19 protein-coding genes and 2 pseudogenes are annotated in these 24,166 nt (G+C 41.5%); 10 read left to right on the forward strand and 11 right to left on the reverse strand.

Annotated elements, in window-relative coordinates; all coding sequences use genetic code 11:
- Positions 1-91: pseudogene (locus FTU37_RS12050) on the forward strand (IS5/IS1182 family transposase); the annotation flags it as partial.
- A 22-nt stretch (positions 92-113) separates the two neighbouring features.
- On the opposite strand, the gene FTU37_RS12055 reads toward FTU37_RS12050, so the two are convergent.
- Both FTU37_RS12055 and omp38 read right to left on the reverse strand, forming a co-directional pair.
- A complete protein-coding gene (locus tag FTU37_RS12055; protein ID WP_180124398.1) occupies positions 114-1,265 on the reverse strand; it encodes a TonB-dependent siderophore receptor in 1,152 nt (383 codons plus the stop codon).
- A 430-nt stretch (positions 1,266-1,695) separates the two neighbouring features.
- A complete protein-coding gene (omp38, locus tag FTU37_RS12060; RefSeq protein WP_168379538.1) occupies positions 1,696-2,745 on the reverse strand; it encodes an outer membrane protein Omp38 in 1,050 nt (349 codons plus the stop codon).
- A 378-nt stretch (positions 2,746-3,123) separates the two neighbouring features.
- On the opposite strand from omp38, the gene FTU37_RS12065 reads away from it, so the two are divergent.
- The 3 genes from FTU37_RS12065 (at position 3,124) to FTU37_RS12075 (ending at position 5,592) form a co-directional block, all read left to right on the forward strand.
- Positions 3,124-3,645: a GspH/FimT family pseudopilin gene (locus FTU37_RS12065; RefSeq protein WP_180124399.1), complete on the forward strand. Its 522-nt coding sequence runs from the start codon at positions 3,124-3,126 to the stop codon at positions 3,643-3,645.
- A 113-nt stretch (positions 3,646-3,758) separates the two neighbouring features.
- Positions 3,759-4,934, forward strand: coding sequence for a thiolase family protein (locus tag FTU37_RS12070; protein WP_180026710.1), 1,176 nt, complete (start codon positions 3,759-3,761; stop codon positions 4,932-4,934).
- Between the two features lie 208 nt (positions 4,935-5,142).
- Positions 5,143-5,592: a VOC family protein gene (locus FTU37_RS12075; protein ID WP_180124400.1), complete on the forward strand. Its 450-nt coding sequence runs from the start codon at positions 5,143-5,145 to the stop codon at positions 5,590-5,592.
- Between the two features lie 70 nt (positions 5,593-5,662).
- Here the strand turns inward: FTU37_RS12075 and FTU37_RS12080 are convergent, their stop codons facing one another.
- The 5 genes from FTU37_RS12080 to FTU37_RS12100 all read right to left on the reverse strand — a co-directional run bounded on the left by FTU37_RS12080 (position 5,663) and on the right by FTU37_RS12100 (position 13,202).
- Positions 5,663-6,148, reverse strand: a complete 486-nt coding sequence (locus FTU37_RS12080; protein ID WP_168379542.1) for a DUF934 domain-containing protein — start codon at positions 6,146-6,148, stop codon at positions 5,663-5,665.
- The gene (locus FTU37_RS12085; RefSeq protein WP_180124401.1) at positions 6,141-7,784 is read right to left on the reverse strand and encodes a nitrite/sulfite reductase; all 1,644 of its coding nucleotides are present in this window, start codon (positions 7,782-7,784) and stop codon (positions 6,141-6,143) included. The genes FTU37_RS12080 and FTU37_RS12085 overlap by 8 nt, the downstream gene beginning before the upstream one ends.
- Positions 7,785-8,049: 265 nt before the next feature.
- Positions 8,050-10,455, reverse strand: coding sequence for a glucose/quinate/shikimate family membrane-bound PQQ-dependent dehydrogenase (locus FTU37_RS12090; protein WP_180085419.1), 2,406 nt, complete (start codon positions 10,453-10,455; stop codon positions 8,050-8,052).
- A 170-nt stretch (positions 10,456-10,625) separates the two neighbouring features.
- On the reverse strand, positions 10,626-11,864 hold the full coding sequence (locus FTU37_RS12095; RefSeq protein WP_257221519.1) for a carbohydrate porin: 1,239 nt from the start codon (positions 11,862-11,864) through the stop codon (positions 10,626-10,628).
- 216 nt (positions 11,865-12,080) lie between these two features.
- A complete protein-coding gene (locus tag FTU37_RS12100) occupies positions 12,081-13,202 on the reverse strand; it encodes a CaiB/BaiF CoA-transferase family protein (protein ID WP_180124402.1) in 1,122 nt (373 codons plus the stop codon).
- A gap of 210 nt (positions 13,203-13,412) precedes the next feature.
- Between FTU37_RS12100 and FTU37_RS12105 the strand changes: the two genes are divergently transcribed.
- Positions 13,413-14,423, forward strand: coding sequence for an AraC family transcriptional regulator (locus FTU37_RS12105; protein ID WP_078190094.1), 1,011 nt, complete (start codon positions 13,413-13,415; stop codon positions 14,421-14,423).
- Between the two features lie 50 nt (positions 14,424-14,473).
- Here the strand turns inward: FTU37_RS12105 and FTU37_RS12110 are convergent, their stop codons facing one another.
- Positions 14,474-14,743, reverse strand: coding sequence for a hypothetical protein (locus FTU37_RS12110; RefSeq protein ID WP_180085453.1), 270 nt, complete (start codon positions 14,741-14,743; stop codon positions 14,474-14,476).
- Positions 14,744-14,949: 206 nt separating this feature from the next.
- Between FTU37_RS12110 and FTU37_RS12115 the strand changes: the two genes are divergently transcribed.
- The 3 genes from FTU37_RS12115 (at position 14,950) to FTU37_RS12125 (ending at position 18,821) form a co-directional block, all read left to right on the forward strand.
- On the forward strand, positions 14,950-16,155 hold the full coding sequence (locus FTU37_RS12115; protein WP_180124403.1) for an acetyl-CoA C-acetyltransferase: 1,206 nt from the start codon (positions 14,950-14,952) through the stop codon (positions 16,153-16,155).
- 10 nt (positions 16,156-16,165) lie between these two features.
- The gene (locus FTU37_RS12120) at positions 16,166-18,298 is read left to right on the forward strand and encodes a 3-hydroxyacyl-CoA dehydrogenase NAD-binding domain-containing protein (RefSeq protein ID WP_180124404.1); all 2,133 of its coding nucleotides are present in this window, start codon (positions 16,166-16,168) and stop codon (positions 18,296-18,298) included.
- Between the two features lie 184 nt (positions 18,299-18,482).
- Entirely contained in the window at positions 18,483-18,821 is a 339-nt protein-coding gene (locus tag FTU37_RS12125; protein WP_078190097.1) for a hypothetical protein, read from the forward strand.
- 80 nt (positions 18,822-18,901) lie between these two features.
- Here FTU37_RS12125 and FTU37_RS12130 read toward each other — a convergent pair whose 3' ends face one another.
- Together FTU37_RS12130 and FTU37_RS12135 are read right to left on the reverse strand one after the other, a co-directional pair.
- Positions 18,902-19,327, reverse strand: a complete 426-nt coding sequence (locus FTU37_RS12130) for a GNAT family N-acetyltransferase (protein WP_373686325.1) — start codon at positions 19,325-19,327, stop codon at positions 18,902-18,904.
- 11 nt (positions 19,328-19,338) lie between these two features.
- A pseudogene (locus FTU37_RS12135) lies at positions 19,339-20,561 on the reverse strand (SAM-dependent methyltransferase).
- A 107-nt stretch (positions 20,562-20,668) separates the two neighbouring features.
- On the opposite strand from FTU37_RS12135, the gene FTU37_RS12140 reads away from it, so the two are divergent.
- Together FTU37_RS12140 and FTU37_RS12145 are read left to right on the forward strand one after the other, a co-directional pair.
- Positions 20,669-21,310, forward strand: a complete 642-nt coding sequence (locus FTU37_RS12140) for a hemolysin III family protein (protein ID WP_180011623.1) — start codon at positions 20,669-20,671, stop codon at positions 21,308-21,310.
- 145 nt (positions 21,311-21,455) lie between these two features.
- A complete protein-coding gene (locus FTU37_RS12145) occupies positions 21,456-22,769 on the forward strand; it encodes an MFS transporter (protein WP_111885003.1) in 1,314 nt (437 codons plus the stop codon).
- 293 nt (positions 22,770-23,062) lie between these two features.
- Here FTU37_RS12145 and FTU37_RS12150 read toward each other — a convergent pair whose 3' ends face one another.
- Complete coding sequence (locus FTU37_RS12150) at positions 23,063-24,073, reverse strand: metallophosphoesterase (protein ID WP_180041733.1); 1,011 nt, start codon at positions 24,071-24,073, stop codon at positions 23,063-23,065.
- Positions 24,074-24,166 lie beyond the last annotated feature (93 nt).

Raw genomic sequence — 24,166 nt, forward strand, 5'->3', positions numbered from 1 at the left:
TAGAGGAATTGCCACAAGATACGATAAGCTAAAACGTAACTATCAAAGCGCTGTTGCTTTAGCTTGTATATTTATATGGTTGCCTCTTTAGCTCAATTTATCGGCTGTAAATGTCAACACACCCTAAGATAATCTGCTCGAAGTCCTAATTTGTGTGAAACAATACCCGTATTAAATTTATAATCACCGCCAATATTTGCGGATGTATTTTTAAAGTGCGCGTATTGACCATAAGTCTGTGTAGTCGCATCACCTTGTTCATTATTCAGAACCATACGTGTGCCAAATACAAAGCCTTTATATTTTTTATCTGCATAACCGGCACCAGCAAAGATATTTGCATTCGGTGTTAGTGCATATTTCGCTTTTAAACCAACAAACTTACTATCTATTTGAGTATCTGAATCATTAAAATAATTTAATCCACCTTCCGGTGCCGCAATCACTTTTTTAATCTTTGCAAACGAAACCATGGCAGGTGAACCATTTTCACGATCTTCATGTATTGCATAGGCATCAAAATTTACTTGTAATTGATCTGTAGTATAGTCTGCACCAATTGAACCCAGTGCTTTAGTATCTTCCTCTCTATCAATATTACGTTCACCTTGGCCATAGACTAAATTCGTGCGAACACCAAATTTTTTCAGCTCACCGAAACGGCGTGAAACATCGAGATGATTTTGGTAATAACCTTCATCTTCTAGAGTAGAAGTCAGTCTAGTTAAATCATCATGTGCACGTTTGGGCGTAATATTAATCACACCACCAACCCCTCCATTAGGTGCCATCCCAGCGACCAAGGCATTTGGCCCCTTCAATACCATTACAGCCTCTAAGGTTTCTGTGGGTACACGACTGACCGGTGCCATTCCGTATAAACCATCTAAAGCAATTTCATCACCATGCACACCAAATCCACGAATTTGGAAATTTTCATATAAATGCCCCTGATTCGTGGTCATACGAATACTCGCATCATTTTTTAAAACTTCACCAACTGTCCTAGCCTGCTGTTCTTCAATTAACTTTTCACTATATGCAGCAACGCTAAAAGGCGTATCAACAATTTTTTTATTTCCCAGTGCACCAAGGTCTGTCTGCGCTTTCAATTTTCCATTTGCAAGCTGCTTTTCGGCTGGCACTTCAACTTCAATTGTTTCAAGCACGGTTCGCTCTGCTGCATTTACTACTGCAGATGTGCCCACCCCTAAGATCGCGATTGAAATCGCACGGACTAAATGAGTTTTTGGAAAATTGATCATTGTTGAACGCTTAATTTGTTTGAATAAGAATCATTATTATATTTAGAATAATTCTTAACTGCATCATGAATCCCGATAATTATATTTTTTTAATGAAAAATATAAATATTCATTTTTTATAAATTGTAGTTAAGACAAATGTAAATAATTGTTTATTATTGATTTTATAAAAAAATAAATACAATCTGTGTATGTTCAATTAAAGCTCTTAGGCAAACAAATGATTAATTAACATACAAATAATTTGAATTTTTACATGCTTTATTGCCTTTGAATAGATGTATCCATTTACATCCTACGATTATTCAAAAGTTAATAAGGCATTTTGGTTAGTGCCTTTTAGCCAAATTTAAGTCTCTTTTTTAATTTTTTGACATAAAAAAAAGCGACTCAAAAGAGCCGCTTTTTTCTAACCGAAGTTAAACTCAAATTATTGAGCTTGACCAGGTTGAGCCACTACAGTACGGCTACCAGAAATCGTAGCGAATACGCGACGGTTCATAGCACGGCCTTCTTTAGTGTTGTTGTCAGCGATCGGTTGATCCCACGCGAAACCTTGAGTAGATAAACGAGCTGGGTCAACGTTGTATTCGTTAACAAGTGAAGATTTAACAGAGTTAGCACGAGCTAGTGATAAACGTTCGTTTAGAGCACGTGGACCAGTGTTATCTGTGTGACCTTCGATGTTCGCTGTAGCATTAGGGTATTCACCTAATTTTTCAGCAACTTTAGCAATTTCAGGTTTGTATTGATCTTTGATGTTTGATTTGTTTGTATCAAAGAACACACGAAGTTCCATGTTAAGATCTTCAGTCAACTCTTGAGGAGCTGGAGCAACTGGAGCAACTGGAGTTACAGGAGCAACTTCAACTACAGGAGCAGCAGGTTTCAAGTGACCACCAAGAACTACGTTAAGACCAGCTAAAGCTGTGTAGTTCCAGAAATCTTCATCAATGTTGTAAGTAGCACGAGCTTCAGTACGTAGAGATAAAGCATCGTTTAAGCGCCAGAAAGCACCTAGACCAGCATTACCCAAAGTACCTTCTTCAGTAGTACCACGGTCAGCACCTAAACCACGAGCAGCAGCTTCGTCAAATTTGTATTTGTAGTGACCAGCACCTAACAATACATATGGCTTAACTTTGCTGTCATAGTTTTTAGTAATCAAATCAGAAGTAGCATAGAAGTTACCGTTGATTTGAGTTTGTTTGTATTCGCCGTGATCAACGTCTACATCACCTTTAACTTGGTTATATTCAGCTTCGAAACCTAACCATGGAGTTAATTCAACACCAAGTGCTGCACCAACAAACAAGTCGTCTTGTAGCTCTGGACCTTCAGTAAGGTTGCCACGGCTGTTGTTGTGTTGAGAATCTTGGAAAGTGTAACCAAGCATTAATGGAGTAACAGTTACGCCTGCGTTTGCAGCTGCTAAAGGAGCAGCTACGAGCATTGCTAATGCAATACGACTCATTTTCATGGATTTATCCTCCAGAGATAACAATTGTTGTTCAAGCTCAAGCCGAAAAATTGGCTATCCTGAGATAGGCTTTCTTAATACCCCAGTTTTTTTTTAAGCTATTTACGCTGAATCATACAAACACTTTATTCTTTTTCCAAGTGCTTGATTAATCTAATCAAGTAAATTATTGACAAAATTACTTACAATTTCCGTTGTAATTCGGTAAATTTTTACTCAATTTTGAGCAGTGAATCGCCTATTGTCACTTGCTATTTTCATTTTAACAGCTTTATCTAAAATTGAGTAATAAAATTCTATACTCAAAATTAATATCGCCATTAAAAACACATATAACATTAGACATATAAAAATAATATTAAATTTTGGATTAAATCAATGCCTTACAATAAAGAAACCGGCTTTACTCTATTTGAACTTTTGGTCTCAATCGCGATTATGGTCATTATCGTGACGATAGCTTTACCACATTTCAACAATTTAATGGCGCAGCGAGAAGCGAATAACATCAAATCGACTATTCAAAATCACAATGCATTCGCACGGGCTCAGGCCACAATTTATCATTCCAATATTGTGATTTGTCCTAGTCTTGACTTTAAACTTTGCCAACCTAACAACTGGAACAGTGGACTGATCATATTTATTGACAGTAATAAAAACCGTCAAGTCGATGCAAATGAAAAAATATTACGACAAGACAAACTCAATTTAAAATATGGCGATCTCTCTTGGCGTGGGACTTTACACATTCCGAGCCTAACCTTTCAGGCTAGCTCCGGTTTACCCAATGGTTCAAATGGTAGTTTCTACTACTGTTCGAAATCAACGCTTCAACCGATCCGAGCAGTCTTAAGTCGAATGGGACATTTACGATTTGAAAACCCAGCCACTTGCTAATTTGAGAACCGGTGAGTCCAAAGCAGCCTTTTAAATTTGCTTTATTCCTGTTCAATTTTACTTATACTGCTGACGTATTCAAAAATTAATGTATAAGAAAATGGAGACATGTAATGACTGATATCGTCATCGTGAATGGTGCCCGTACAGCAATGGGTGGTTTTCAAGGGAGTTTAGCCGCTGTCACTGCACCTGAATTAGGCGCAGTTACGATTAAAGCAGCCATCGAACGCGCGGGTTTACAACCGACAGATGTTGAAGAAGTCATTATGGGTTGTGTGCTTCCGGCTGGCCTGAAACAAGGTCCTGCCCGTCAAGCGATGCGTAAAGCCGGTCTTCCAGATTCAACTGGTGCCGTAACCATCAACAAGCTGTGTGGTTCAGGTATGAAAGCTGTTATGCAAGCGGCAGATATGATCAAGGCAGGTTCGGCTCAAGTCGTGGTTGCAGGTGGTATGGAGTCAATGACCAATGCCCCTTATGTTTTGACCAAAGCACGAGCTGGCTACCGTATGGGCCACGGTGACGTTAAAGATCATATGTTCTTAGATGGTTTAGAAGATGCAGAAACGGGCCGACTCATGGGTTCTTTTGCGCAAGATATGGCAAATACAAAAGGCTATACACGTGAACAAATGGATGACTTCGCCATTCGCTCGCTTAAACGTGCTCAAACTGCAATTACTGAGGGTTATTTTGCTGACGAAATCGTGCCTGTCACTGTTTCGAGTCGTAAAGGCGATGTGATTATCGATAAAGATGAACAGCCTTTTAACGCCAATATCGAAAAAATTCCAACACTGCGCCCTGCTTTTGCTAAAGATGGAACAATTACCGCTGCCAATGCCAGTTCTATTTCTGATGGTGCGTCTGCTTTAGTATTAACATCAGCAGAACAAGCATCAGCAAAGGGCTTAAATCCACTAGCGAAAATTGTGGCTTATGCATCAAATTCACAACATCCATCCGAGTTTACCATTGCACCTGTAGGCGCAATTCAAAAAGTTCTAGATAAATCGGGTTGGAATGTTGCTGATGTCGATTTATGGGAAATTAATGAAGCTTTTGCCATGGTCACGATGTGCCCTATTGATGAATTTAAATTAGATGCTGAAAAAGTAAATATCAATGGTGGTGCTTGTGCGCTTGGACATCCAGTTGGTTCTACAGGTTCACGCATTATATTAACGCTGATCCATGCATTAAAACGCACAGGTGGTAAACGCGGTATTGCAGCACTGTGTATTGGTGGCGGTGAAGCGACTGCTGTGGCGATTGAATTGCTTTAATGCTCTGTAGACTCCCTTCGCAAAGGGCGATTTAGAGGGAATATTCTTTAATCCTCCCCTAACCCCTCCTTTAATAAAGGAGGGAGACTGAAAAATCCCTCTGTAAGAGGGATTTTTTATGCTTACATTTTAGACATAAATTGTTCACATACAGGTCAGCAAAGGCTCTTAAAATAAATGTCGACATAATAAAAAATGGATGACCATTATGCAGCTCAATCACTACTTGAATTTTCAAGGCAATACCGAAGCAGCCTTTAATTTTTATCGCTCTGTACTTGGTGGAGAATTCCTCAATGTGATGCGTTATGGTGATATGCCTACTGAGGAAGGCATTTCATTATCCGATGCAGATCAGCAAAAGATTATGCATATTTCACTGCCGATCAACGAATTTACCGTGCTGATGGCCTCAGATGTCAGCGAACAATTCTGTGCACAAACCAACCAACCCTTTACCGTGGGCAGCAATCACTATATTTCGATTAATTTAGAAAGCAGTGAACAAGCTGAAGCCAAACGACTGTTTGATGCATTGTCCAAAGGTGGCTCTATAGAAATGCCTCTCGAAAAGACCTTTTGGGGGGCACTCTATGGCGCATTTACCGATCAGTTCGGTATTAAATGGATGGTCAATTGCCAGCTTGAAAACGAATAATCACTCATTAAAAGTATTTCGATCAATAAAAAAGCCTCCAAACGGAGGCTTTTTTTATCAATTACGGCACTTAAGCACCTGTTTGATAATGCGCTTGCGGCACAGCAGTTGAAGCTTGGTATGGATTGGTGAAATCACCTAAGCCAGCAGCAGCTTCAGCAATATCTTTACCTTCTTTCACCACAAAAGTATCGAAACCTGAACGCTTCATGTAGTTCAACACGTCTTTGAATACATCACCTGTCGCACGTAGTTCGCCTTGGAAACCTTGGCGACGTAACAATGCAGCAAATGAGTAACCTCGACCATCGTTAAAGCCGGCAAACTCGATAAAGATTGCATCCAACTGATCAAGCGGGAATTCATTGGTTTCAGGTGAAGCATCCACCGTTACAAAAAGTGCTTTTTTACCTGACACATTCGCAAGTTGATCTAACTGCTCAACCGTTAAAACTACGTCACCTTGTGGCAACACACCATCTTCACCAATCACTTGGTAAGTATTGTCTGCAATCGAGCCATCTTTAGAGAGGACTTGTAGTGCTGTATTAAGCATATGCACGCTCCTTAAATGGTTGGATGCCAACACGACGGTAAGTATCAATAAACTCTTCGCCTTCAGCACGCAGGTCTAGATAAGTATTTAAGATCTCTTCGATGATGTCAGGTACAACTTCAGCTGCAAATGATGGGCCTAAGATGTCACCAATTGATGCATCATGGTCGGCATTACCACCCAAAGTGATTTGATAGAACTCAGCACCCTTTTTGTCTACACCTAAAATACCGATGTTACCGACATGGTGGTGACCACACGCATTCATACAGCCAGAGATGTTCAGATCCAATTTACCCAAATTGTAAATAGTGTCTAAGTCATCAAAACGACGTGTAATGGCTTCAGAAATTGGAATCGATTTCGCGTTCGCCAATGAACAGAAATCACCACCAGGGCAGCAAATGATGTCGGTTAAGAAACCGATATGCGCACGTGCAAGATTGTGTTGATCAAGGATCTTCCATAGATCAAACAAATCTTTTTGCGGTACATCTACAAGCGCAATATTTTGCTCATGTGTGGTACGGAACTCACCAAAGGTATATTTATCAGCCAAGTCAGCAATTAGGTTCATTTCTTCAACGGTCATATCGCCCGGTGCAATACCCGCACGTTTCAAAGAAATCGTAACGATGCGATAACCTTTGACTTTATGTGCATTGGTATTGATGTTGAACCATTGTTTAAATTTCGGCTCTGCGGCAAATTGCTCTGCGAAGTCTTCATCCGCATAATCTTGGTAATCAAATGGTGTGAAGTTCTCATCCATTTTCGCCAAGGTATCAGCATCAATTTTTAATGTTTGGATGGTATGTGCAAATTCAGCTTCCACTTTCTCTGCAAATACTTCTGGTGTTAATGCTTTCACCAAAATTTTGATACGCGCTTTATATTTGTTATCACGACGACCGTGTAAGTTGTATACACGAAGTACCGCTTCTAAATAAGCAATCAAATCTTCACGTGGCAAGAAGTCACGAATAAAGCTACCAATCACTGGAGTACGGCCTAAACCACCACCCACTTTGATTTTATAGCCAATCTCGCCTGCTTCATTTTTCACGATATACACACCGATATCATGGAAAGACGTTGCCGCACGATCAGTTTCTTCCAGTGCTGAAACTGCAATTTTGAACTTACGTGGCAAGAAAGCGAATTCTGGGTGGAAAGTTGACCATTGACGAATCAATTCACACGTTGGGCGTGGGTCAGCAATTTCACCTGCAACCACACCTGCATATTGGTCAGTTGTGGTGTTACGAATACAGTTACCCGAAGTTTGAATCGCATGCATTTGAACAGATGCGAGCTCTTGTAACATATCAGGCACATTTTCTAGTGCAGGCCAGTTAAACTGAATGTTTTGACGAGTAGATACGTGCGCATAACCACGGTCATAGTCCTGAGCCAATGACGCAATTTTACGTAATTGTTTAGAATTCATCAGGCCATAAGGTACTGCAATACGTAGCATCGGTGCATAACGTTGTACATAAAGGCCGTTTTGAAGACGCAGTGGACGGTATTCATCTTCCGTCAATTTACCTGCTAAATAACGTTCCGTTTGATCACGGAACTGTGCAACACGTTCATTAACCAGTTGCTGGTCAAAATCAGTATATAAATACATGGCGTACAGCTAGTAATTTCTATTATAACAATGCACAGCATAACGAGATTTTATCTATCAAGAAAATGCGTTTTTTACATATTTAATAGCGATTTTATTGATAAGACTGTCGCAATTTCACTGATATAGCGGATTCCGGTCATTTACTTTTTATTTATTAATATATTGAATTATTTCTCCATTACTTAGCATAAATTTACATAAAGAATTTCAGCCAATAAAAAGCCCGATAAATCGGGCTTTTTATTTAGCGATGTAAAATCACTTATTTTTTATCTGGTAATGCATACGCAACAAGGTAATCACCAAGTTTTGTACCAAATGAACCATGACCACCAGCCATGATCACAACATATTGTTTACCATTTGCTTCATAAGTCATTGGAGTCGCTTGACCACCTGCGGGTAGACGACCTTCCCACAAAGTATCACCATTCGTTACATTGATTGCACGGATATAGTTATCTTGTGTTGCGCCTACAAACATGACATTACCAGCAGTCGAGATTGATCCACCAAGACCTGGTACACCAATTTTCACAGCAGGTAATTGGAACAATTTCGGTAAACTATCACGAATTGTACCAATACGTTTTTTCCAGACCACTTCATGTGTATTTAAATCTACACCTGCAGTAAAGCCCCATGAAGGTTGTTTACAAGGTAAGCCAAGTGGTGACAAGAAAGCTTTGATTTCCACACCATAAGGCACGCCATACATTGGTTGAACACCTTGTTCAGTACCCGCACCTTTCGCAGTTTGCTCACGGTTTGGATCTGTAGGAATCAACTTAGTCACAAATGGCAAGCCAATTGGGTTCATCACAGCGACTTGACGGTCTTGGTTCACCGACATACCACCCCATTCAAATACCCCAAGGTTACCTGGGAATACCAATGTGCCATTTTCAGAAGGTGGTGTATAAATACCGTCGTAGTTTAATGATTTGAAATACACACGACACATCAACTGGTCAAACATAGTGGCACCCCACATTTGTTTATCAGTCAATTTATCTTTTGGTGCTAAATCAAAATCAGAGAACGGTTGAGTTGCAGAATAATGCTCACCTTTAGTTTGTGGACCACGTTTTACAGTTTGTGGAACTGCTTTTTCGGTGATTGGCACAATCGCTTTACCGGTACGACGGTCAAGGACGAATGCATTACCTGTTTTGGTTAAGACATAGATCGCAGGAACAGTATTACCTGATTTATCTTTGATATCTGCCAATGAAGGTTGTGATGGTACATCCATATCCCACAAATCATGATGCGTGGTTTGGAAATTCCAAATTAATTTACCTGTTGATGCATTTAATGCCAACATTGAGTTTGCATAGCGTTCATCTAATGGCGTACGGTGACCACCAAAAATGTCTGGTGTGCCTACACCTGTTGGCACATAAACGATGTCAAGTTTTTCGTCATATGCTAAAGGTGCCCATGCATTCGGTGAGGCTACAGAGTATTTTTGACCTTCGCCTGGCATGGCATTTGGATCTTCCGCCCCTGTATCAAAGATCCACAATAATTCACCGGTATTGACATCATAACCACGGATGACACCAGATGGCTCTTTAGTCGAGAAGTTATCAGTTGTTGAACCGCCAATCACAATGGTTGTGCCAGTAACCACTGGAGGTGAAGTTGGGATATAACCACCCGGATACGGATAAGGCATATCTTTTTGTAGATCGACTTCGCCGTTATGACCAAAATCACTACATGCTTTACCTGTGTCAGCATTGACTGCAACCAAACGACCATCATTTACAGGCAAGATCACTTTGCGCGGACATTCAGTTGAAGTCGAGCGTTTGTTCTCTAAGCTTTTTGCAAACTGAGTGGTATTTGCAGCGTCAAAATAAGACACACCACGACATGTTAAATGTTGATAGGTATTGTCCGCTTTAAGTTTAGGATCGAATGCCCATTTTTGTTTACCTGTCGCAGGATCAAGTGCAATTAAACGTTGGTGAGTTGTACACATAAACATGTCATTGCCGACTTTAATCGGAGTGACTTGGTTTGTGGTTTCACCTGAGTCATTTTCTGTTGGTAACTCACCCGTACGGAAAGTCCATGCTACTTCTAAATCTTTAACGTTGTCGCTATTGATTTGGGTGAGTGGAGAATAACGTACACCACCTTGTGTACGACCATAGGCAGGCCAATCTTCAGGAGCAATACCCTCAATCGCTTTGGCTGTTTGAGGTTGTGCATTTTTAATTTCACCGTGAATTTCTTGCGGATCATTAAAAATTGAATAGATCATCACGATAATCGCAATCACCAGTGTGCCTGATAATGTAATTTTCGCAGTTTTGCCATTTTCCATACCGCGTGTCACGGCAGGAATCAGTAACCAAAGGCCCAATAAGCCTAAAATATCAAAACGCGGTGCAAGTGCCCAAAAGTCAGAACCTGCCTCCCATAGTCCCCAAATCACTGTACCCAGCATCAACGCTGCATAAATGTATAAAGAACTGTTTTGAATTTTTCTTAAGTATATTGCTGAAGCCAGCATTAACAGGCCGGCGATAATGTAGTACCAAGAACCGCCAAGGACTGCCAGCCAGATACCACCAATCAATAGAACTAAGGCGAAAATTGCCATCACAACGACGGTAAATGTTCGCATCCCAGTTCCGGTAGATGGGTTGCTCATGTTGACCACCTCTATTGTCGAATGTTGTATTTGGTGCGTGAAACACATTCAACACACCACCGTTTTTATGTCGCAAAGAGAAGTTGTTACAAAAACAATTCAAGGGGAAATATCGTAATTTTTCTCAGAATTACCGAATTGCTTTTATAAGAACTCTAATTTGACATCAATTAAAATGCTGTTTGAAATTTGATACCGCCGACCCACGCATTCTCACCATTTTTGTAAGCACCGACGTGACGGATATATTGAATATTTGGACGAATAGTCAGCCAGTTTGCTGCATGAATACCGTAGTAAATCTCTGCGTCATACTCTTCACTTTGTAGACCGCGTGCATCAACGCTGTTATTGGCAATATTGGCATCATTCACATCATCATTAATGCTGATACGACCTAAACCAATCGCAATTTCATCCTGAGGACGTGCATCGAATGCACCTTTGTAGACCAAGCCAATGTTTTGCATATCACTCACATTATTGGTGTCTGAGTCATGCACGGTGACATTCACAAAACCGCTTAAGCCACGTGAAGCATCGTCTTTGTGCGCTGTCAGTTGTTGTTTCGCCACAATCCAACCACCTTGATGGTGATCTTTTTCATTTATTGGGCTATCAATGACATCGGCATCAGCGGTACTGTAGTAGTAACCTGCACGGTATTCACCCGGAAGCTTTTGTGTCCCCACTTTTGGAGTCCACACTACTTCAGCAGGAATAATCGCACCTTTTGAACCATCGGTACTCAAGTTCCAACCTTTACCACGTTTTAGATTTTCAGGGTTGTATTCATAAACCCCGACTTGTGCATAGAGTTCAGGCTGAATGTTATATTTCACGCGAGCAGCCCATTGGCTGACTGGCCAGTTGTACCATTGGTCACCGACCCAGTTACCCACTTGTGAACCACAAAGTGCTAAGTTTTGAAAGTCACAGTCAAAGCTGTTGAAATCTTCACCTTCACCAAAACGACCGACTTTAATATCTAATTTTTGGTCTAAGAATTTTTTCTTGATCCAAAAATCAGTCAAACGCCAAGTTTGACCACGACCCCACACTTCTTGTGTTGCACTTAAATGACCATTTAATGCATCTGAAGTTTGAGACAATGAACGACCATTACGTTCAGTGATATTGATTTGCGCTTCGGTATCTTTCCAACCCGCAATTTTTTCTAAATCGAGATGTGCCCCGATCGCGAATTGGTCCGCATATTCAGTGCCATGACCAGAAGCATGCTTTGCATCTAACAAAGTGGCTAATTCGCCACCATAACTAAAACTAAAATCGTAACCTTTCTGTTGGAGAGCTGTTCGTTGACCGTTCCAATCACCGAACATCCATGGGCTTTCAGAACTGAAAGCATCTGCAGTAGTTGCCGCTTGGGTTGCTGAACCCGCAAGCATTATGCCGAGGCTAAGATATAAAGATCCAAGTTTACTCACAGCTATTTTCATTTGGAGACCTATATACCAATTGTGTTAATAGTTCATATAATACTCTCACATTTGTATAATTTATTTATTTTTTTGTTAACAACTCTCAATATTTACATAGATGTTTATCTAATTAAGAGATTTTAAAGGTTTTATTGTTTAACTTATCACCTTTTTTTATACCTTTCATAACCAATTATCCGCACCTAAAGTTTTACCCACATGGGTATAAATCAATGCTGATCTAGAAAATTTAATCGGACATGCCAGTTGAGTTTGTGTCATTGTGTCGCCTTCTTGTAGCGGAACTTCAACACACCAATGCCGCTCTTGGGCCAATTGTGAATTTAGAGCTTCATCCAAACTTAAAACTGGCTCCACACACACATCTTGAGAGGCAAAAATTATTTTCCACTCATCCCATGTTTTGGTCAGTATCTTGCTGGCAACTGCATGCTTAATTTCAGTCTGATATTGTGAATCAAATGACATGCCTTGCGTCGCTAAAGCGGGTAAATCTAGAATTTGCGCCAATCCATGTAAAAACTGTGGCTCCAAACCACCTATAGACAGATAACGACCATCTTGGGTTCGATAATAGTCATAGAAACTTCCGCCATTCAGATGTGCCGTCTCTGCCGCGGTTACCGCATTGGCAGCCAATATGCCAGCTGCAGCCATATTGTTCAATGCGACAGCGCAATCGGTCATGGAAATATCAATATATTGTCCTAAGCCGCTACGGTAACGCTCAATCACCGCAGCTAAGATGCCAGTAATCGCATGCATTGATCCGCCTGCGACATCGGCGATTTGAATCCCCATTGGTGGCGGGCCACTATCTTGGCGTCCGCTATGACCTGAAATGCCCGATAAAGCCAAGTAATTGATGTCATGCCCTGCACGGTCTTTGTAATGTCCGGTTTGACCATAACCCGTAATCGAGCAATAAATAAGTCGCGGATTAATTTCGGCCAAATCTGCATAATCCAAACCCAGGCGTTGCATGACACCTGGACGAAATTGTTCTACCACAATATCAAAATCTGAAATTTTGGCTTTGATCAATTCAATACTTTTCGGATCTTTTAAATCCAATGCGATGGATTGTTTATTGCGATTTAAATAACTATGCGCTGTGGCTTGCCCATTGGCATAAGGTGGCATCAAACGAACCAGATCGGGACGCGTCGGTGACTCAATATGCACAACTTCCGCACCCATATCAGCCAAATACAAGGTCGCAAATGGTCCTGGGAGTAATGTCGAAAAGTCGAGTACTTTCAATCCTTTTAAAGCAGCTTCCATGGATATTTTTCTCTAATTGTGTAGATTTTTTATCCATGGTAGAAATATAAAATGATTAAAACAATGTCATGTTCAGCCATTTACCTTGATAGTTTCGGCAATTTACCATGTAAAAATGGCAAACCCGCTGTTGTAAATTGCCATGATTTCTTTTTTTAGCGTCATTTAGGTCAAACATTTGTGAACATTAAAGAGACTGAAGGATTAAACATGAGTCGTGATACGATCAGTATCCATTTCGTCAACGCAGCCTTAACTGGTGTGAAACGTCTCGGCATGGATGTCGAAACTTTATTGTCTCATGTTGGCATTGAGGCTGAACTTCTACGCCAACCCAAAGCCCGTATTTCACCTGAACAATACACACGTTTTATTAAAATGTTGTGGATGGTGACCCAAGACGAACATGTCGGTTTTGATATTCAACCGCGCCGCTTGGGTACTTTTGCCATTATGTGCCAATTGATTATTCATGCAAAAACCCTTGGTGATGCACTTGAATTGTCTTCGCAGTTCTACAAACTGTTTGGTGATGAATGGTCGGTAACACTAGAACGTGATAAACACGAAGCACGTTTAGTGCCTCAAATTCCAAAATCTATGGACCCAGACCATTTCATTACAGAAAGTATGCTGATGATTTGGCATGGTCTCGCTTCTTGGTTGATTGAACGTCGTCTGCCTTTAGAGCGTGTTCACTTCGGTTATGAACGTCCTGAACATGCTGACGAATATGATGCCTTGTTTTTTGCACCTGTCATGCAGTTTGATACACCACGAACTGAAATTACATTTGCAGCGGATTATTTAGATTTACCCATTCGTCAAAACGAAGAAACGCTTGAAGAATTCTTAAAAGCGGCTCCTGCACAGTTATTGGTTAAATTTAAAAATACCAATTCATTAACATCTCGTATCCGTGATGTGCTGAAGAGTCAAATTGGCGAAGAAATGCCAACCTTGAACGATGTTGCTTCAATGCTGTATCTATCGCCGCAAACACTACGTCGTCGTTTAGCCGCTGAAGGTAAGAGCTACCAAGGTGTGAAAGATGCCTTACGTCGTGATGCTGCAATTCACTTATTGCTTAATCCAGACTTAACGCTTGAAGATGTTGCACAGCAAGTCGGTTTTAGTGAAACCAGTACTTTCCACCGTGCATTTAAAAAGTGGACCGGTGTAACACCAGGCCTATATCGCCAATTACATGGTTATCACTAAGCAATATTCAAAAATAGCATTCTCTAAAACCTGATCTCGATCAGGTTTTTTTATTTCGGAAAATCTGCACGTTGTTTTTGACAAAGCAATGGATCGACGGGCGTGATCACGCGTTTGCCATCCTGTATCCGATACATTTCTGCCTTGGTCACATGATCATTTCGATCATACTCACAGGCTAAACCGCCCGTCCCCTCATCTGAGGGATGAATGCCATAGATCATATAAACATAAAAACCGATCATGCATACAAAACCTAAGCAGCCTACTAGTACTAGCCAAGCCAGACCTTTCAACACTCGCTTCACATTTTTATGCATAAGCAGATCTTCAATATGTACTGAATCGATAGCAACTGATCTTAACCGATCCTCGCTTTCAATATGCAGGTTGATTTTTATCTTATTCAGCAGCAAGCGTTGACCAAAAATATCAAACGACTCGCCCGTTCTCATCATTGCACTAGGTTGATTAATCCGTACACTCAAAAAACCAATAAAAATTTATAGATCATAGGGACAGGATTATGAGCGAGGCTTACATCATTGATGCCATTCGCACACCGCGCGGCAAAGGAAAAAAAGACGGTTCACTACATGCCGTTAAACCGATTAGCCTACTGACCGGTTTATTGAACGAATTACAAAACCGACATCAATTTGACACCGCTGCAGTTGACGACATTGTACTGGGCTGCGTGACCCCCATTGGTGACCAAGGTGCAGACATTGCAAAAACCGCAGCCATTGCAGCAGGTTGGGACAATGATGTAGCAGGCGTTCAGATCAACCGTTTTTGTGCATCGGGTTTAGAAGCGGTGAATATGGCGGCGCAAAAAGTCCGCTCTGGTTGGGAAGATCTTGTAGTGGCTGGTGGTGTAGAGTCGATGTCTCGTGTGCCAATGGGCTCAGATGGCGGCCCGTGGGCGCTCGACCCTGAAACCAATATGGCCTGTGATTTTATACCACAAGGCATTGGGGCAGATTTAATTGCCACCATTGACGGTTATAGCAGAGCAGATGTGGATGCCTTTGCAGCCAACTCTCAGCAAAAAGCTGCGGCAGCACAAGCCAATGGTTATTTTGACAAGTCTGTCGTTCCAGTTAAAGACAAAGCAGGCATCACTGTTTTAGCCAAAGATGAATTTATTAAACCAAAGACCACAGCAGAAGGCTTAAGCAAACTCAATCCAAGCTTTGCCATGATGGGGCAAATGGGCTTTGATGCCATCGCCTTACAAAAATATCCTGAAGTGGGTGCTGTTAACCATGTACACCATGCAGGTAACTCATCAGGCATTGTCGATGGCGCTGCAGTGGTGTTGCTTGCCTCTGAAAAAGCGGTCAAAGAACAAGGCCTAAAGCCACGTGCCAAAGTGCTTGCCACGGCATTGGTGGGCGCAGACCCGACCATTATGCTGACAGGCCCTGCACCTGCAGCGCGTAAAGCCTTAGCCAAAGCAGGCCTAACCATTGATGAAATTGATCTGTTTGAAGTGAACGAAGCCTTTGCAGCAGTCGTGATGCGTTTTATGACCGAACTCAAAGTTGACCCTGCCAAAGTCAATGTGAATGGCGGTGCGATTGCATTAGGACATCCGCTAGGTGCAACAGGTGCCATGATTTTAGGCACCCTGATGGATGAACTGGAACGCCAAGGTAAAAAACGCGGTTTAGCGACTTTGTGCGTAGGCGGCGGTATGGGCATCGCAACGATTATTGAGTTGGTATAAGGAGACTAAAATGAGCGCAATTCAATTTGAAAAAAATGCCGACAATATCGTCATTTTAACTTTAGATTCTCCAAACCAATCTGCCAACACCATGAATGCAGACTTCCGTACGGCACTGGCTGAAACACTAGACAAACTGCAAGCTGACGAAAACATCGCAGGGATCATTTTCCGCTCGAACAAAAAAACCTTCTTTGCAGGCGGTGATTTAGACGAGCTGATTCAAGCTACACCTAAGCATGCAACTGAATTCTTCAATATGATTGAAGAGATGAAAGCCAAACTTCGTTATATCGAAACCCGTGGCATTCCAGTTGTCGCAGCCTTAAATGGCACAGCGCTTGGCGGTGGCTGGGAGTTAGCTCTTGGCTGTCATTATCGTATTGCGCTGAATGATGCTAAGGCGAAATTTGGCTTACCAGAAGTGACCTTAGGCTTACTGCCGGGCGGTGGCGGTATTGTACGTATGGTACGTTTATTAGGTCTGCAGAATGCATTTCCGCTCCTGATGGAAGGCAAACAAATTGGTGTCGATAAAGCTAAATCACTGGGACTGATTCAAGACACGGCAGATAGCCTTGAAGAATTGATGGACAAAGCCATTGCGTGGGTCAAAGCCAATCCAAAATCACAACAGCCCTATGATGTAAAAGGCTATAAAATTCCGGGTGGTACGCCATCGACTCCTGCTGTGGCGCAAATGCTCGCCATTGCCCCCGCTATGCTACGTGACAAAACCAAGGGCTGTTACCCTGCGCCTGAAGCCATTATGTCGGCTGCTGTTGAAGGCGCTCAGGTCGATGTTGATACGGCGCTCACGATTGAATCACGTTACTTTACTTACCTTGCAACCGGTCAAATTTCTAAAAATATGATCGGCACCTTCTGGCATGGTCTAAATGCTATCAAATCAGGTGCAAGCCGTCCAAAAGACGTCGCGAAATGGCAAGCCACCAAAGTTGGTATTTTAGGCGCAGGCATGATGGGTGCAGGCATCGCTTATGCCACAGCATCAAAAGGCATTGCAGTTGTACTCAAAGATGTTTCTGTTGAAGCTGCTGAAAAAGGCAAAGCCTATAGCCAAAAACTGCTAGATAAAAAAGTTTATCACGGCCGTTTAAGTGTAGAAAAACGAGATCAAGTTTTAGGCCTGATTCAGGCCACTGCAGATGCTGCCGACTTACAAGGCTGCGACTTGATCATTGAAGCTGTATTTGAAAATGTCGAATTGAAAGCCAAAGTGACTCAAGAAGCAGAAAGTTACTTGGCAGCCAATGGCGTAATGGCATCCAATACTTCAACCTTGCCAATTTCAGGCTTAGCCAATGCATCTCAAGATCAAGCTAAATTTATCGGTCTACATTTCTTTAGTCCTGTCGACAAAATGCAATTGGTGGAAATTATTAAAGGTAAAAACACCTCGGCTGAAACCTTAGCCAAAGCCTATGACTATGTACAGCAAATTGGCAAAACACCAATTGTGGTGAATGACAGCCGTGGCTTCTTTACCAGCCGTGTCTTTGGCACCTTTGTGCAAGAAGGTTTACGTCTATTATCTGAAGGCGTACACCCTGCCCGCATTGAAATGGCAGCGCTAAAAGCCGGCATGCCTGTAGGTCCATTGGCCATTCAAGATGAAGTGTCTTTAACACTCTCTGAACATGTCGCGGCCGAGACACGTAAAGCCTTGCAAGCTGAAGGCAAAGACCTACCACGTTCAGGTGCGGATGAGGTGATTCAGACAATGATTCATGAGTTTGGCCGTAAAGGTAAAGCTGCGGGTGCAGGTTTTTATGAATATCCTGAAGGCGGTAAAAAGCACCTCTGGGAAGGCTTGAGTAAATGGCAGAAAGATAATGCTATTTCTGAACAGGAAATGATTGACCGCTTCCTATTTGTACAGTCGCTCGATACGCTGCGCTGCCTAGAAGAAGGCGTACTTGAATCAACAGTAGATGGTAATGTCGGTTCAATCTTCGGGATTGGTTTTGCCCCTTGGACAGGTGGTGCACTTCAATTTTTAAATCAATATGGTTTGGAAAAAGCGCTATTGCGTGCCAATACACTAGAAGCAAAATATGGCGAACGCTTCAAAGCACCGCAATTGCTGAAAGACAAAGTGGCGAAAGCTGAGAAGATTTAATTATTCATTTTGAGCATGCAAATTTTGCTGTTCAATCACATCAAAAGGAGCTTCGGCTCCTTTTAATTTTCCTTCGCATTCGCGTGTTTGCAAACAAGTCTAGATTTTACGCGAACTCTCATCTGTTTTATGTTATAAAGTAACAAGTTTTTTGATTTCTTTTTATCCGATTGAGTAGCTTGTTATGACTGATCATACTTCTCCTGAAAAATCACCGTGGGGCTGGAAAGCACTGATTATCTTCTGTATTTTAGGTGCGCTATTCATGGGTATTTTCTGGCTTGCTGTGACCAATGAACCAGACTATATGCCGAGCCAACAGAAAAAAGACAATACTCAACAGCATGCATTTAAAAATGCCCCTGTGATGTCAGAAGAAGCGTTGAAAAAGGCACAAGCTGATCAAGCAGCTCGTGAAGCTTCTGCGCCGACTGCAGCAGATATGCATATGACTGAAGAACAACATGCACATATGGATGACATGAGCCCTGAACCTACTGCATCGAATGATCATGGCCACTAAGCTTTGACCCAATCTATGCAATAAAAAAACGCTTAAAATATTAAGCGTTTTTTTATTTATAAACTTCGAATTTTAAGTATTTAAGCCAAAGCCATATACATATCTTGATGCTGAATACCACAATCTAAATATTCATCACCTTCAACAACAAAACCCAACGCGGCATAAAACGCTATGGCATGCACTTGTGATGATAGTTTTAAATATTCACGTTGTTCTAATTTCGCTTGTTCGATGATGGCTTGCATCAAGAATTTACCGACACCCTGACCGCGATAGGCCTTTAAAACAGCAACACGGCCTATACTGTTATTTTTCAACAAACGAGCAGTTGCAACAGCTTTCATCCCATCGTGAACAATAAAATGCAGTGAAATCGCATCTTCTGCATCCCATTCATCCGCGGGCGATATCTGCTGTTCTAAAATAAAGACCTGTTCACGTATCGATCGAGCTGCAGAGGCCAGTTGCTCCCACAGACCAAATTGAATATTTAACTGCTGCATCCCTTCATCCTTTAGCATTTACAGCCAATATCTTGTTGGTCCCATTGATCATTCAACAATAATTCCAACGAATGCCTTTGAATGCCATACATGTCTTTTAAAGCTTGGATCTGCGCCAATACCGCTTGATCAGGTTCGACATAGTCTGCACGTTTGGTTGCCAAGATCATTTTATTTTTACTGGTATGCTCAAGTGCCACAAATTCGAAAACTTTGGTTTCATAACCATATGCTTTCAATAAAAGTGCACGAATCGTGTCAGTAAGCATCTCTGCTTGCTGGCCTGCATGAATGCCAAATTGCAACATCGGCGCAAGTACTTGCGGCGCTTTCAATTGCGGACGCAGTTCTTTATGACAACACGGCGCACACATAATCATTTGCGCATTTAATCGAATACCGGTATGTATCGCAAAGTCCGTTGCCACATCACAGGCGTGCAGCGCAATCATGACATCTAAGCGCTCAGGCGCATAGGTACGAACATCGCCTTGGAAAAAATCCAGTTGGCTGAAATTCGACTGCTGCGCAACGCTTTGGCAAAATTCCACCATTTTCGGATTCAGCTCAACCCCTGTCACTTTAGGCACTTGCTGGTGTTTTGCTAAATAATCATATAATGCAAAAGTCAGATAGCCTTTACCTGAACCAAAATCTACAACATGCAGAGATTGATCGGTTTCTTTGATCTGGCTTAAAGCGCCTGAAAAAATTTCTACAAATTTATTAATTTGTTTCCATTTACGTGCCATGCTCGGAATTATTTGTGCTTTGGCATCCGTAATGCCGAGTGGCTGTAGGAAGTAGCTGTCTTGATCGACATAGCGATGTTTTGCTCGATCATGCCCTTGCTGCTCCGTAGGATTTTTCCCTAAAGCAGGCTGCTTTTTGCTAATGCTTAGCATGGCTTTCTTTTTATTTTTTTGAGCTGAATTTCTTCATCTAAGGTCATCAGGTTGGCTTGCTTACAACAACTCAATAAACTTTCGACTTGTTGATATGCGGATGCGATTGGATAGTTTTTGGTGATGTCTTGGGTTTTGTAACGATATAAACAGCTGAGAAATGACTCACCTTGCAGCGAAATGACTCGCAAGGTCATTTTTTCTAATTGCTCTAATTCACCTTTATACTGACTCAAGATCATGCGATCAAAACGCTGTGTTTCAATGGCTTGCTGAAAGGCTGCTAAAAATTGCTGCTCTTGCGTAGAGGGAGAAGCCAAAGATGACATAATATAAACCTAGATAAATTTGCAAAACAATTTTAAATCTTCTTACACCAAAAGCAAAATTGAATTACTATACACATGTATATTTAAATTATTATAAAAGATACGTTATGAATGCTCCCCATCTTTTAGCTTATGACCCAGCTGAAGAAAGACTGAATTTCTATACCCATGCTTTCGGTGCGGCTTTGTCTGCCATCGCAGGTATCCTACTGATTTTAAAAGGCTCGTACCTTCCAACTGGACAATGGCTTGCACTTTGGGTGTATGCATTCAGTATGCTGTTATTGTTTTCAGCATCGAGTCTATATCACTTCGCAGAGTCTCCTGAGCGCCGTGGTTGGTACAAAAAACTCGACCATACCGCTATCTATTATTTAATTGCAGGTACTTACACCCCGTTTCTGGCAATCGCACTGCCTACCGCAAAAGCGCATTATTTACTCATTGCACTGTGGGTCATTGCCGCAATTGGAACACTATTCAAATTAATTTTCATTCATCGTTTTCAAAAGATTTCGTTGATTGCCTATTTGGTGATGGGATGGCTTGCGGTACTGGTAATGGATGATATGCAACGCTTTTTATCTGATCAAGCTTTAACCTACCTGATCATTGGCGGGCTATCTTATACAATCGGTGCATTGTTTTATGCCTTAAAAAAGGTAAGATATACACACGCTATCTGGCATATTTTTGTATTGATAGGTGCAGGATCACATTTCCTGTCGATTTATCTCTACGTGATATAACCCACTGACACTGCATTCTTTAGTGACCCTAATTCCGCAGTTCGTAAGTTGGTATTTCGTATTTTTTTAAGAAATTACGCCTTTTTTAAAAAGATTACGCTTTTAAAACTAAGTTCAATTATTTTTAGTAAGTGTAAGGTCCACCATGGCGTCTTCAAGTGCTGCTGCCACTGAACAGCAACCAACAAATTCAAAATTCCGCGTACTTACAGCAAGTCTTGTAGGTACCACAATCGAGTTCTTCGATTTCTACATCTATGCAACTGCGGCTGTAATTATCTTCCCGCATCTGTTCTTCCCTGCAAGTACAGATCCAACAACCGCAACAATTCAATCTTTAGCAACGTTTGCGATTGCCTTTATTGCTCGCCCGATTGGTGCAGCATTCTTTGGCCATTTAGGTGACCGTATCGGTCGTAAAGCCACATTAGTTGCCGCTCTCCTCACCATGGGGATTTCGACAGTATGTATCGGCTTGCTTCCAACCTATGCTCAAATTGGTATCGCTGCTCCGCTCATGCTTGCACTTTGTCGCTTAGGTCAAGGTCTTGGTTTAGGTGGTGAATGGTCAGGTGCCGTGCTACTTGCAACTGAAAATGCGCCGGAAGGCAAACGTGCTTGGTATGGTATGTTCCCTCAATTGGGCGCGCCAATCGGCTTTATTCTTGCAACAGGCTCATTCTTGACCTTAGGTCACTTCATGTCTGAAGCTGAGTTTATGCAATGGGGTTGGCGTATTCCATTCATTGCAAGCGCTCTATTGGTGATTGTTGGTCTGTGGATTCGTTTAAAACTACATGAAACACCAGCATTCCAAAAAGTTTTGGATAAGCAAAAAGAAGTAAATATTCCGTTCAAAGAAGTGATCACTAAGCACTGGGGAATGTTAATTCTCGGTACGATTGCTGCGATTTGTACATTCGTTGTGTTCTACTTAACCACAGTATTCGCTTTACAATGGGGTACAACCCAGCTTGGTTACACACGTGAAGAATTTTTAAAACTTCAACTGGTTGCCACACTTTGTTTCGCTGCCTTCATTCCACTTTCTGCTGTATTTGCTGAAAAATTTGGTCGTAAAACGACTTCGATTGCGGTATGTGTTGTATCTGCATTGTTTGGCTTAGTCTTCTCAAGCATGCTTGAGTCTGGCAGTACTGCGATGGTGTTCTTATTCCTATGCATCGGTCTTGCGATCATGGGTTTAACCTATGGTCCAATTGGTACGGTATTGTCTGAAATCTTCCCAACGTCTGTACGTTACACCGGTTCAGCTTTAACCTTTAACATGGCTGGTATTTTTGGTGCATCTTTCGCGCCATTGATCGCAACTAAACTTGCAACTGGCTATGGTTTATATGCAGTAGGTTACTACCTAACTGCGGCATCAATCCTTTCATTGATCGCGTTCTTAATGATTCGCGAAACTAAAAATGATGATGTGAATAATCAGGTTTAATCTGATTCAATAGCAAAAAAAGCCAGCGATACCGCTGGCTTTTTTATGTCTCAAATTGAGTCAATGACCTGATTAGCTACTCTATAGTTGACATCACTTCGATTTTATTCATGAATGCAGCTTAGATCCAACTGAGCAATACACATCATCTGTTCCAAGACACGGTCATTCACTTAATTTCAAACAGCAAATGAATGGCAAGATTCAATTTTATTAACAAAACAAGGTTTGTAGCTCTACATCAAGAGGTACAGTCACCAAACCGTTTAGCGATAATGAACGGTAGTTTTTGATTAAACCAACTCGATAATATCAATGGTCGGTGGCACAAGAAAACGAAAAGGCACCCCAACCATGCCCGTACCAACAGTGACAAAGACATCTGCATTGTCATGCTGATATAGCCCTTTTTTATGACCTAAAATCGACACTTTTTTCATTACATAATCGGTCAACCATGGCAATTCCACTTGTCCACCATGTGTATGACCCGACAACATCAATGGTCGTCCTGGCAGTTTAGGTACCATATCAACGGTATCTGGATTATGCGACAAAATGATCCAAGGTTTATCTTGTGGCAATTCTGGCAAATAGCGCATATCGGCTTTACCAGCCCATAAGTCCCCAACGCCTAATAAGCGAAACTCATTAAATTCCACCACTTGCCCTTCGATATCCACCACATGATTACTTTCTAATGCATGTTTTAATAACGCTTGAATAGGCGGGCCGGGATATTGCTCATCATGATTACCATTCACCGAATAAATCGGCGCAATAATATTTTTCAGTACAGCCAGTTCTTCAGCCAACTTATTTTCAGGCTCATAAGTCCAATCCCCTGCAACCACGACCAAATCAGGATTTTGTGCATTGATTTTATCGACGATCATTTTTAACTGACGTTCATGACCCGAAAATAAACCAATATGTAAATCACCAATTAAGGCAATGCGTACAGGCTTTAATAATTGTCGTGTTTCATGCAATTGATATTGGCATTTTTTCACCTGAATCATGTGCGGCTCGATAAATCGGGCATAGCACAAAAGCCCCGTAACAGCACCGACAAAAATCGCTTCATGTAGTGAATAATAGCCACTCCAGCCTGCATAAAAGCTAAAGAAGAACAAAGGGATAAGTAAATACGAAAGATAAAATGCCAACAAATGTACGAAGGCTTTAAACGGATGAATCGTTTCCGTGCGTGACTGACTTAACCAAGCTTGGGAAATTGCCCAAACGCCCAGCACAGCCAACCCGATATAAAAATACATCACTACGGAATCTAATTCCCACATACATTTGCTCTACAATTTGCCTAACGAGAAAACTCGGTCACTATATTTATCTTTTCACAGCTGACACTTATACTCAAATCAAATTTTTTAGTA

The organism is Acinetobacter sp. YH12097 (assembly GCF_013419225.1).
Lineage (GTDB): Bacteria > Pseudomonadota > Gammaproteobacteria > Pseudomonadales > Moraxellaceae > Acinetobacter > Acinetobacter amyesii.